Below are 12,302 nucleotides of genomic sequence, written 5' to 3'. Positions count from 1 at the left end.
AGCTTTGTCTATTCTATAGGAGTTTATTTAGCTAAACCACCCGGAAACTGTCTTAAAGCCGGATTTCACAGCATTTACCCCGCCTTTAACTGCATTTCCTACTGATTTGGCAGCATTTGATACTAGTTTTTTTCTATTTTTCCATGCGCTTTTGATTGCTCCGGCATGCTTATAAATCTTTGCTCCAGCCCAAAGAGCTCCCCCAACTAGAGCGACTCCGGCCGCAATCGGTGCACCCACACCGGTTGCCGAAAGAACAACTGCGCCAGACATCAATGTCTCACCTAAGCTAGCAATTCCATCATTGGTCTTTCCATTCGCAAAGTTCATTACTGTTTCCGCTCCAGAAATCCCAGTGCTGATTGCAGCCAGCCATGGGGCAGCTTTCCCTGCAAATCCTGTCCCCATTTCAAATGTCTTTGTTGCATTCGAAAGGAATGATCCAGCATTCGCAGCTGTACTAAATGAGCCTCCAGTAGTGGAAGCAGCCCTGGCAGCATTCCAGGCATTTCGAATATCAGTGGTTGAACCTAGGAACTTGCTAATGTGTTGTCCGTTATCATAAGCAGACCAAACATCTACCCCCAGATTAACAGGGGCACTCAACAATGATTCATCTTTAAACATTGCTTCTAACCGGTTTTTCACGATCCCCTTGGCAAGATCTCTGCTTAATCCATCTCCATACTTATTCCAATCTATATCTTGAATGGTATGGAGATACAAACCATCAATAGCTGGAAAAAGCATGTCTTTCGTAATAAATTTAAAAGCCTGGTAATTCCCGTCTTCTTCATACGGAAATGGCACGTTCTTATTCGCCTCTGGGTTGCCAGGATCCATGGTTCCCGTATTGCCAATAGGGTGTTCAACATTTCCAGGCAGGTCTATGATGGGTGGATTGAATTGTGGAGGAAGGCCATTTTGCCCTCCGAAATTTCCAAACGGATCTGTTCCAGTCCCATTTCCTGGCCTAATTGTTCCCGGCGTGGATTGCCCCGGATCAAACTCACCTGGAGAAAATTCGCCCGGGCTGAAATCTCCTGGTGAAAACTGACCAGGCGAGAACTGGCCAGGTGAGAACTGGCCAGGTAAAAATTGCCCAGGACTGAATGTACCAGGATTGAATTGACCCGGACTAAATGTACCGGGATTGAATTCACCTGGAGAGAATGTGCCGGGGGAAAAGGTACCCGGAGAAAAAGTACCGGGGTTGAAATTCCCTTGAGCAAGCGCCGCCACAGGAAGGAAGTTAATCAGTATAATGAAAGATGCTAGTAAGCAGGCCGCCGTTCTTTTAAACATAGATTTGGTTTTCCTCTTCATAGCCTCATACTCCTTTCTTATCTAGTATTCAACTAACACTTTCACCATCCTAAAGCCTCTAGAAATGAAATTTCCGGACCCATTCCAACTTGTGAAATGTCGCTGTTTTCTCCAAAATTAAGGCCATTATAGTGAACTGCTTCAAACTCTGTTTGTGCCTCCACTGCAATTCTGTATTCTTGGAATTCCCAATTATACTCACTCGCTGCATCTTTACCGTAATTTTTTCGAATAGTATTCTGTACTGAACTGTCTATAGAACTTTCCGCATTCCTTACTGCTTGAAGTACTTGGTCGGAAAAGAGATGATCCTCTTTAATTTCGCTTGATAAAACATCATCGATGGCTTGAATACGCCGTTCATTCTTTGAAAGGAAAGGCTGGGAATACTTAAGTTTATCTTCTCTCTCTTCCACCTTTTCCTCAATCGTTTTTAATATGTCTATGGTTCCTTCTTCAATGTCAGCGTCAATCAACTTTTTATAGCTTTTAACATTCTCATATACCTGTTCATACAATACACTTGTAGCTGCCAGGCTCGCATGCTCTGCCGCAATGGAAGCCTGCTCTTTTTTTGTAAAAGCCATGGCGATATTCAAAACGAGAATTAGCATTATTCCCACTATTAAGAAATTAAAGATAGTCAAAAGAACTCCGCTTCCCCGTTCATTATCTATATAACACCTCATTTAATCACCCTGCTATTTACCTTGTGAGTAAAATTAATAGATGCCTTATTTCTCCATTCCTTAGGAACAAATACCAGTCCATGCCGGAGTTGAATAACAGCTTCAAATTCACCATTAAAACCTGTATGAATATCAAAACCCTGGAATGTCATAATGTCGCTTACTCCAATGGCATCACTGGCAATACTGTAGGCTTCACTGTATTCCTCTGTCACTGCATAATACTTTGCTGCTTCATTCACAGCTGACTGAGCCTTCATCATGGTTAATCCCGAGGCAACGGCCTGCCATAATAATAAGAAGAAAAAGAAATAATAAGGCATGACTGTTAGAAATTCGAGTGTCATCGAACCTTTTTCTTCTTGGAGTTTCTTTTTTAAATTGGACATATGAGCATCCCCCCTTTTTTTTCTAATTAGCTCTGTTAATTAAATGGTAAATCAATATTTTTGCAGGAATAACTAGCATCTATTCCTGCAAAAATATCGATAGAATATTCACTTTTAGTTTGTGTTTTCACTATATTTCTTGTTGATTTCTTCTTTTACACTCTCAAAGTTTTTATTAGCTAAACTTCTTAAGTCTTCTCTGATTTGTTTATTCATATTCAGGACGTTGCTATACCGCTCACTTGTTTTGTCAGATAAGAGCTGGAACGCTTCCCGGCTGATATGGCCTTCATCTCTTAATACCCTCAAAGGCTCTCTAATATTTGATTTTTCGTACCTATTAGCCTCATTCCAATCAATTCCGAAGCGCGGAATATCAGATAATAGCTGATCATACCTCTGACTTGAGGCATTGTTCACAGCGTCTTTTTGCCATTGTGTCCACTTCTCGGCAATCTCTCGGGCTCTGGCCAATTCTTGATTTAATTGATCTTGATTTCTCGCATTGCTATAAATCCCTTTAGCTGCTTGCGCTACTTCTTTTAATTGATTTTGACCCTCAGCGTTAAGGTCAAAGCCTATCACATTCACAATCGGCTTTATATCGGAATCGGCAAGACTTTGGGCCTCTGCGACAGGATCACCATCACATGTTTCTACTCCATCACTTACTAAATAAATGATATTAGTATTTGTATCGCTCTTATATGAACTTAAATCTTTCTTTGCTTCATCAATTGCTTTAGCTAGCGGCGTCCAGCCAGCAGGCTGGAATTCATTTAAAGATTTTCCCAAAGCTTCAGCTTGGTAAGCACTCATTTCATAAACCAATTCATTGCTCTTACAGGAAAGTTCTTTATCCTGATCTGACCCTGTACCTTCGTGCCCATATACACGGAGAGCAATGTTAGCACCTTCAGGCAAGGACTCCGCAAATTCCTTAATCGACTCCTTTGCGATATCCATCATGGTTCTTCCATCAATTTGGTTTGCCATACTGCCGCTTGCATCAAGAAGGATTTCAACATTTAAATGATCTTTAAATTGAAAACGTTCATCTTCTATATCCGGGCTGCCAAATGCTTCAACTTCAAGGATGCCCAGCGCCTCTGCTGGATTTGCATAGTCTTCATGAAATAGAGAAAGGGACTTCCTCCAATAAAGTTCTATTTCCTGTTCAGATGGATTTTCGCCTAGCTTTGGAAGCTCCCTTAGTCTTTCCACTGCTTCCTTTTGTTCTTCAGGGGTTAAGTCATCATATCCTTTCCCCGAGAATTCTCCTGCCTCTGCATGAACTAGTTCAGTTACTGTTTCGGTAGGTTTAGGAAGGTCAGCCAGCAGCTCTTCAATTGCAGGTTCACCATCTTCTTCCTTTTCTGATTCTTGCTGATCTGCAACCGTTTCTGTCTTATTATCACTTGTTTTTTTCGAATCAGAATCCGGCTTATTTTCACTGCATGCTGATAAAAAAACAACGGTCAGCAGAAAAACAAGCACCCGATGAAGCTTATTCCCCATAATGAAAAAACACTCCCTAAACAAAAATGAATATTCAGCGGCAAATCTTTGGATTCATTGCCGCTAAATATTGATTGTAGTCTTATTAAAATGGCTGTGAACGCTGTATCATTATAAAGTATCGGAAATTTTCGCCAGAATACTATCTACAATTCCTTTAATCCCATCACCATCGAATGCACTTCCGAGAAGCGCCGCAATTGTTACAACAACTGCTCCAACTGCTACCCATTCCAATGTCTGAGCTCCTCTTTCATTGTTAAGAGCACTTGTCATTCTTTGATAAAGTTTGATTGAAACCTTTCTCATGACTTAACACCTCCTTTCAAGTAAAGTTCTCATTTCCTATTAATTTAAGAAATTATTAAAATCCTATTTAAAAATGTTCATTATACTGTCCTCGCCAGTGAACATGTTTAAAATAAGCAATCCGCCGATTAATAGCATGACAGTCGGCATGACAATGAAAGTGGTAATCAACGTAATCTTGGGTGAGGCTTTTGCTGCCTCTTCTTTGATTTTCTCTTTCTTCATGTTCCGCATTTCATTTGCCTGGACCTTAAAGGTAGTTGCAACAGGAACTCCAAGGCGCGATCCCTGAATCAATGATTTAATGAGTGACTGAAATGCCTCATTATCATTTCTGTCCAAGAGACTTCTATATGCTTTCTCCCTGGGAACCCCTAAATCTATTTCCTGGTTAAACCGTGCAAACTCTTCTCCTACAGGACCATCAAAGTACGGGACAATGTCCCTTAGTGCCTGGTCCAGCCCAATGCCTGCCTGCAGGGTCACACTGACAGTATCCAGAAAGTCCGGCAGAACATAGCCAAGATCATCCTGCCTTTTTTTAGCTTTGTTTTTAATCCATAAGATTACACTGAAATAGCCTGCAAGCGGGAGCACAATAATCAAAATCTGGGACATCGGAAATTGGATGATAATCAGCATAAATCCGATCACAAACCCAACCAGCAGTGCGAATATTTTCAGCCCCTGGAATCGTTCGACAGTCAGACCATAAGGATAGCTGGCCTGCATAAGCCATTTTTCAACATCCTGTGATTCACTGAAAAAATTCACCCTGTTTCCCAATGAAGAAAAATCATCCGCGTAGTAAAACGTTTTTTCCAGCCATTTTTCACTGCTGCTTTTCCTTCTTTTTAAACTGAACCTATTTACAAACACATTGTCTTGTATATGCTTTTTTAATTCTTGTTTCTCAATCAAATAGTCATAGAATGACTTAAGCCCGATCGAAAATAGAAACAAACCCATTAAAACACAAATTAGAATTAAAACATCCATACCCTACACCCTTATGTTGGTGACTTTTTTAATTAAGAAGAAAGTTAAGAAAGTACCAATCAAAAATATCACCAGCAGGACAAGTCCTATCCCCGTAAATAAAGGATCGATAAATCCTTCATTGATATTGTTCATGACCAGAAGTAAAAAGATGGGCAGGACCGGTACGATATATGCAATATATCTTTGCTCTGCAGTCATCGTTTTTATTTCCTGCAATAGCAATTTTCTTTCCTCCATTGTTTTTCCCATTTCGTCCAGAACGGCATGAATGTTTCCTCCTGCCCGCTTTTGAATTAACAGGGACGCTACAAACAATTGATATTCCCTGGACGATATTCTTTTTTGCATATTTCTAAGTGCGCGATTAAAGTCGACCCCAAGCTGGAGCTCACTATGCAGCCTGCTGAATTCTTCTCTTGCAGGGTCCTTCAGCTCTTGTGCTGCTATCCCAATACCTTGTGTCAAGGTCATTCCGGAACGGGTTGAGTTAGCTAGTATCCGGCAGATTTCAGGAAGCTGATCATTCATCCTTTCCTCGTATTTATTACGGCGGATTAAGAATAAGGCTCTCCTTGTCACTTCCGCCGAAATCATCGATACCAAAATGTTTATAGGAAATTTAATGCTGAAAAAATTATTTAAGAAAAAAGCAAATGTAATAGCACCGAAAAATAATATTCCGTAAAATTCCGATGCCATTAATTGAATGTTCGCACGTCTTAGCTGATCAATCGTTTTTTGACCCATGCTGGTCCCGTCAAATTTGTCACCCAGAACGAGAATGAAGCTTTTTCGGTTGTTATTATGGCCGTACCATTTCTCAACTTTATTCCGCCACTCTTTTTTTGAGTTTCGATAGCCTAATAGATTGTACACTCCCCATAAACCGAAGAGGACAGCTAAACTATAAAGAATAGATATGGTCACTGTCCCTCACCTCTTCTTCTGCATGAAAAATTGATTCGTCTATATCTGCACCAAAAATTCTTAATCTATCGAGACATTTAGGAATGACTCCAGTTGGGGTAAAGTACCCTAATATGTTGCCATTTCCATCGATACCCGTACGCTTGAATTTGAAAATTTCTTGAATCTCCGCTTCTCCGTTAGGGTTTTTTACAACTTCAGAGATTGAAACTAGTTTCCTCTGTCCATCCGGCAGGCGTGTTCCCTGTATAATTAAATCCAATGCTCCTACAATGTATTCTCTGATTACTTTTGAAGGCAGATCCATACCTGCCATGATTACCATGCCTTCCACCCTCTTTAAGGCGTCAAGCGGAGAGTTGGCATGGACTGTAGTAAGAGAACCCTCATGGCCTGTGTTCATCGCCTGAAGCATATCAAATGCCTCCGATCCGCGAACCTCCCCAACAATAATCCGGTCAGGCCTCATACGGAGGGCGTTCCGCACCAGTTGCCGGATCGTTATTTCGCCGGTCCCTTCCACGTTTGGAGGTCTCGCTTCCATTCCGACTACATTGGGCCGGTCCAGCTTTAATTCCGCCGAGTCTTCAATCGTGATAACCCTTTCGCCACTAGGTATTGATCTGGCAAGGGCGTTAAGAAGAGTTGTTTTACCGCTGCCTGTACCTCCGGAAATAAGGACACTCATCTTGGCAAAAACAGCTGCATTGATAAACTGTGCCATTGCTTCGTTTAAAGATCCGAATTCAATCAAATCGCTCATTTTAAAAGGATCGGCCCTAAATTTCCTTATAGATATGAGAGTCCCATTTAAACTAACAGGAGGAATAACTGCATTTACACGGCTTCCGTCTTGAAGCCGGGCATCGACCATAGGAGAGCTTTCATCGACACGCCTTCCAAGCGGCGCTACAACCCGATCAATGATATGCCTTACATGAGCTTCATCACGAAACTGCAGATTAGTTAATTGCAATTGTCCTTTTTTCTCAATGTAGACTTCATTATGTCCATTTATAAGAATCTCTGTGATTTCATCATCTGAAAGAAGGGGCTCGAGCGGCCCAAAACCTACTGATTCATCGATTAATCGAGTAAGTAAGGTTTCTTTGTCGCCTCTGGAAATAATAACTTTTTCCTCAGTCATGAATTGGCTAATTAAACGCTCGATGGCTAATCGCATTTCACCTTGTGTCAAACTTGTCAGCTGTTCCAGGTTGGTTTCTCTCAGCAGCCGGTTTTTATAATGTTCGATTAGCTCTTCGATATAAGGGCTGTCGTAAGTAGAATAGCTCACCTTTGATGTTGATGATTCCGGGTGATGCTTCTCTGTACGTTTAAATAACGACATTCTTTCCCTCCTTCCCCGTCGTATCAATTATTTTAGAAGGGTTAATACCCACTTTCGAACGTCTTTTGCAACTGGTATAAGCTTCTTCTCTTTAGTTGTTTTTCTTAGTGGTTCGCCTTTATTAATAAAGGTTTGTACCCCTTTAATATCTCGTCTTACTTCAGCACTTACAGGAGCTGTCAGCAAATTTTTCACATCAGCAGGCGTCAATTCATTCTCTCTTCCTTTTTGATTGACCACAATTTCCAGGCGCTCTTCTGTATCCATGCCCAGTCTTTTGAATAAATCTTCTACGTGTTTGAACACCTGAAGGGATGGGGTATCCAAGTTCATAACATAGTAAATAACATCCGCTTCTTCCAAAGCCACATATGTATTGGATGTCATATTTGAAGGCAGGTCAACAATGACATAATCATAGCTGCGCCTGCAAGCCCTTAAAAGTTTTGTGAAGAAGTCTTCATTCAATCCCTCAGCTACCTCAGCATCTCTTGGGCTCAGCAATATCTCCATTTTGGAGTTTGGTTCTTTCTCGCTGACATTCCTTATATGATTCTCATTCAATTCATTAATAACCGGTTTTAAATCGGCAAGCGAACGATTGCTTTCAATCCCTAAGTACATATCCGCTCCGCCGAATTGCAGATTCATATCGATTAAAATAACCTGTGCAGTAGATTCTAACTTAAGCGTCTGAGCAAATGTGCTTGCAAGAAGTGTTGCACCGCTTCCTCCCTTGCCGCTGTAAAAGGAAAAAATTTGCCCTCTTCCCCTTCTTAAGCCATGGTTAGAAACAATGCTTTGTGAATGATGTTTGCTTTGTTCCTGAGCAATTAACAGAATTCGTTCGATTCGATCACTGAATTGGCTCATTTCATCCGGAAGAACAAAAAAATCAGTAGCACCTGCTCTTGAAGCGTCTCTGAGCACCAGGAAATCCTGTTGTTTTGCAATAAAAACGATAATGATGTCCGGATATTCACTATGAATATATTGGACTAGTTCAATTCCTGATTCATCTTCTGGATTTACCAGCAAAACGACATCAGGCGCAATCCGGTCAATTTCTTTTCTTACCTCAGAGGGTGCTGCCTGCTGCAGGCTAGGATATGCCTGAAGTGCCTGCTGTATAATCTGCTCACTGATTTGCTTATCGTCACTGACAAGCAGAATATTGCTTCCCGTAGCCATGTGTTGTACCTCCGACATCAATATACTTTTTTGACATTAATAATGTAATTTGCCGCCTGATTAATTTCCCTCTCCAGCCGGTTTTTCGGCTGGCTTTTTATCTGCTGGCTTTTCAACTTGCTTTTCGCTAGAGGCTTTTTGTTCTGCCGGCTTTTCAGCTGGCTTTCCGCTAGAGGTTTTTTGTTCTGCCGGTTTCTCAGCGGCCTGCTTCTCGGCATCCTTTTCGCCATTTACAGCCTCTTTAGCCGGTTGATCTTTACCTACGTTAGCCTTTAAAACTCGTATACTATCTGCGTAATTTTGCATGTGTATAAGCTTAGGGGCGTCCTCTTTTGAAACCTCGAGACCAACACCAAGCAATTTTTTCTTATTATTTTCTGAAATCCTAGACACAAAAACATCCGACATAAAAGTTTCTGTCTTTGGAGTTCCTTCAAATTGATGCGAGACTACTATATCTACACGATCATGACCTTTAACTTCTTCATCAAAAGATATTTTTTCATTGGCAAATAGTGCAACTAGGCGGTTATTGGGATCACCAACCCCTGAGAAGTCCTTTAAAACACTTTTCGTAATAATCTCACCCTTTGAAATGGGAACTATGGAAACTTTATTTGTTATTTCTTTTGGGTCTTTTATATGCGAACCTTCAACCAAGAATTTATTTGGAAGATCAACAGTCTCTACATCTTCAGGTTTGATAATTGCCCTGGAATCAATCTGTTCACTGGCAACATAAACCTTTGTAGTTCCACCCAGCTTATTATTAAGCTCACTTACTTTTTGAAGAAACATAAAACCGGCTATCAGGGCCAGGATTAATGAGATAGATATAAATATAATGGCTCTCCTCTTTGACTCTAGCATCCTAAATCTTCTCTCCTATATCTGGATAAATTTTATTAAAATGATAAAATATGGAAATGTATTTCCTGCTATTTACCCCGTTTAAAATTATGTAAAACCGTATTTTTAAAAATTTTCCTTTTTTTATACTATATATTTACTATCACGCGTTCACATTTCCGTCAAACTCGCCCAAGGAAATGTCGAATTTTGTCTGTATTTTTCTTCCTATTAATATCTCAAGATCAAGATTTTTTAATAGGCATTAAGACCTGTTTATATAGTGGCTATGGAAGGTATATTCGTAAAATATCTTTTAACTTTCATCAGGTTTTATTACAAATATTACAATTTATAGGTCTTTAGGTTTGTTTTCCCTTAAATCTTCTCCATTAGCCAATTTAATACTCAATTAGGTATTATTGATGATATTAAAAATAACTACAAAACCATAAATTGATGTAATTTTTCACCAGCATATGTATTATTTCACTATAAGTTTAAAATAAGACCTGTAGATAGTCGGATAAGTAATTTATTTAATTCTAAGGATTCATGGGAATATTTTTGATCCTTGAATAGTCAGAAAGGCATATCTATATATTAAAAAACTGCCTTCATATGAAGACAGTTTTATCCCCTTTGCTTCTGTATTTTAATCCTAAACTCTTAGTAAATGACAAAAAAAGATACAGCCAGCAACTACTGACTGTATCTTTCTATTTATTCTCCTACCACCTTAGCATCCTTCAGCATTTCATCTGTCAAAGTAATTCCCTGTTCTTCCGCAGCTTTTTTATTAATCACAAGCTCAAGGCTTTCCGGGTAACCGACCGGGATTTCGCTTGGCTCTTTGCCTTCGAGGATATCAACGGCCATTTTTCCAGTTGTGTAGCCCAAGTCATGGTATTCAAAGCCATAAGATGCGAAGCCGCCGCGTTTCACGGAATCGCTTTCGCCTACAAAGGCCGGCATATCTTTTTCATTGGCTACTGTCAATACAGATTCAAGAGCCGAGACAACTGTATTGTCTTTAGGAATATAGAATACATCCGCACGGCCAACTAAGGATTCAGCAGCCTGCTTTACTTCAGAGCTTGTTGAAATAGTTGTTTCTACTGCTTCCAGGCCAATGGCTTCGATGGCTTCTTTCGCATGTTTTACATTGACAACAGAGTTGGGTTCTCCGTCATTGTAGATGATTCCAACCTTTTTAGCATCAGGAACGAATGTCTTAATCGAGTTGATCGTATCCTTGATGGCATCTGGATGTGTATCAGATGTACCTGTTGCATTGCCGCCCGGCTTTTCCATACTTTGCACAAGTTCCGCTCCCACCGGATCTGTAATAGCTGTAAAAAGGATTGGAATTTCCTTAGTAGACTGAACCACAGACTGTGCGCTAGCAGTTGCTATCGCCAAAATAAGATCATTTTTGTCTGCTACTAAATTCTGGGCGATTGACATGTTATTGTTCATATCTCCCTGTGCATTTTGGAAATCAATTTTAAGGTTCTTTCCTTCTTCATAGCCTGCATCTTTTAATGCTGCAATAAATCCCTCTCTTGCTGAATCCAATGATGGATGTTCAACAATCTGGGTAATTCCGATTTTCACCGTTTTCTTTTCAGCCGCTTCCCCGCTGCTTTCCTCATTTCCTGATCCGCATGCAGCCAGCATCAATAATGCACTGCTTGCTAAAATAGCCAACATCTTCCTCATCCCAAATCCCCCCGGCAAATTTTTTTATGTACTCTTGTTATAAAAACGTTCTAATTTTTTATAATATTTTGATAATAACACGTTTAATAACATTGAAACAATAGGAAAGGCGCTTTTTGTTAAATAATTTGACAGAGGCAGATTTAGAAGACTCCTTTTACGAAAGAATATTTAATAATAAATAGACCGCGAAGGAGGAAAGCGTATGGAATTTGATTGGATATGGAAACCGATCATCATCGTAATCGGTGGTACACTCCTTTTAAGATTAGCTGGCAGAAAGTCTATTTCTCAAATGACCTTGGCTCAGGTCGTTATCATGATTGGGATCGGATCCTTGTTAATCCAGCCTGTTTCCGGCAGCAACATTTGGACCACTCTTGCTGTAGGATTCATTCTGGTTTTGACCTTAATCATAATGGAATACGCCCAAGTTAAATCTGATAAGTTCGAGAGGTTCATAACAGGACAATCCAAGGTTATCATTGAAGACGGAGAATTAAATGAGGCAAACCTGAGAAAACTGCGGTTTACAGTAGACCAGCTGGAAATGAAGTTACGGCAGCATAATGTGGCTGTAATCAGTGATGTAAGATGGGCAACTTTGGAGGCAAACGGCCAGGTAGGCTATGAATTAAAAGACGAAGCCCAGCCTGTAACGAAAAAAGAATTTCAGCAGCTCCAGGCGGATGTCCAGCAGCTGATCAGTCTGCTGGAACCTGCTTTTGCAAAGGGCTTTTCAGTCCATATCCTGCCCGAAAATGAAGAAGATATTTTTTCCGAAGTAGCCGAAGAAGCTCCTAATGACAATATACCCGGCCATTTGCAATAACTGAATTAGCTGTTGATTTTTCCTAAAATCATCAGCTTTTTATATTAACCCTGTTTTTTTAAGAAAACCAAGTAAAACTTAATTGCTATAATCCCAAAACAAAAAGTCTCCTTAGGGTTCTTTACCAGGGGTTGGCTTGGATAGAATCACTATAAAAGAAGTTCCACGCCCTTTAATTAAATCGAGTAGGAGGGGGT

At 40.2% G+C, this 12,302-nt stretch carries 12 protein-coding genes; 1 reads left to right on the top strand and 11 read right to left on the bottom strand.

Annotated features, from left to right (window positions below):
• Positions 1-27: 27 nt before the first annotated feature.
• From J7I93_RS24235 to J7I93_RS24185, 11 genes are all read right to left on the bottom strand, one after another.
• Positions 28-1,326: a hypothetical protein gene (locus J7I93_RS24235; protein WP_214729373.1), complete on the bottom strand. Its 1,299-nt coding sequence runs from the start codon at positions 1,324-1,326 to the stop codon at positions 28-30.
• 41 nt (positions 1,327-1,367) lie between these two features.
• The gene (locus J7I93_RS24230) at positions 1,368-2,015 is read right to left on the bottom strand and encodes a hypothetical protein (RefSeq protein WP_214729371.1); all 648 of its coding nucleotides are present in this window, start codon (positions 2,013-2,015) and stop codon (positions 1,368-1,370) included.
• Positions 2,012-2,404 (bottom strand): pilus assembly protein, encoded by a 393-nt coding sequence (locus tag J7I93_RS24225; RefSeq protein WP_214729369.1) that lies wholly within the window; start codon positions 2,402-2,404, stop codon positions 2,012-2,014. The genes J7I93_RS24230 and J7I93_RS24225 overlap by 4 nt, the downstream gene beginning before the upstream one ends.
• A gap of 114 nt (positions 2,405-2,518) precedes the next feature.
• Positions 2,519-3,922, bottom strand: coding sequence for a VWA domain-containing protein (locus tag J7I93_RS24220; protein ID WP_214729367.1), 1,404 nt, complete (start codon positions 3,920-3,922; stop codon positions 2,519-2,521).
• A gap of 111 nt (positions 3,923-4,033) precedes the next feature.
• Positions 4,034-4,231: a hypothetical protein gene (locus J7I93_RS24215; RefSeq protein ID WP_214729365.1), complete on the bottom strand. Its 198-nt coding sequence runs from the start codon at positions 4,229-4,231 to the stop codon at positions 4,034-4,036.
• 63 nt (positions 4,232-4,294) lie between these two features.
• Entirely contained in the window at positions 4,295-5,230 is a 936-nt protein-coding gene (locus J7I93_RS24210) for a type II secretion system F family protein (protein WP_214729363.1), read from the bottom strand.
• 3 nt (positions 5,231-5,233) lie between these two features.
• A complete protein-coding gene (locus tag J7I93_RS25580; protein ID WP_214729361.1) occupies positions 5,234-6,160 on the bottom strand; it encodes a type II secretion system F family protein in 927 nt (308 codons plus the stop codon).
• On the bottom strand, positions 6,138-7,511 hold the full coding sequence (locus J7I93_RS24200) for a TadA family conjugal transfer-associated ATPase (protein WP_214729359.1): 1,374 nt from the start codon (positions 7,509-7,511) through the stop codon (positions 6,138-6,140). Before J7I93_RS24200 ends, J7I93_RS25580 begins: the two co-directional genes overlap by 23 nt.
• A gap of 27 nt (positions 7,512-7,538) precedes the next feature.
• The gene (locus tag J7I93_RS24195) at positions 7,539-8,702 is read right to left on the bottom strand and encodes a CpaE/TadZ family protein (RefSeq protein WP_214729357.1); all 1,164 of its coding nucleotides are present in this window, start codon (positions 8,700-8,702) and stop codon (positions 7,539-7,541) included.
• Between the two features lie 60 nt (positions 8,703-8,762).
• Entirely contained in the window at positions 8,763-9,500 is a 738-nt protein-coding gene (locus J7I93_RS24190; RefSeq protein WP_214988137.1) for an SAF domain-containing protein, read from the bottom strand.
• A 774-nt stretch (positions 9,501-10,274) separates the two neighbouring features.
• Positions 10,275-11,273, bottom strand: a complete 999-nt coding sequence (locus J7I93_RS24185) for an ABC transporter substrate-binding protein (protein WP_214729353.1) — start codon at positions 11,271-11,273, stop codon at positions 10,275-10,277.
• 205 nt (positions 11,274-11,478) lie between these two features.
• On the opposite strand from J7I93_RS24185, the gene J7I93_RS24180 reads away from it, so the two are divergent.
• Positions 11,479-12,105 carry a DUF421 domain-containing protein gene (locus J7I93_RS24180; RefSeq protein WP_214729351.1) on the top strand — a complete coding sequence of 209 codons (627 nt, stop codon included), beginning with the start codon at positions 11,479-11,481 and terminating at the stop codon, positions 12,103-12,105.
• The last annotated feature ends 197 nt before the right edge of the window (positions 12,106-12,302 follow it).

Origin of the sequence: Bacillus sp. ISL-47 (assembly GCF_018613175.1) — a bacterium.
Classification (GTDB): Bacteria; Bacillota; Bacilli; order Bacillales; family Cytobacillaceae; genus Cytobacillus.
Note: the sequence above shows the minus strand (reverse complement) of the source record. Positions and strands in the feature narration are given on the sequence as shown.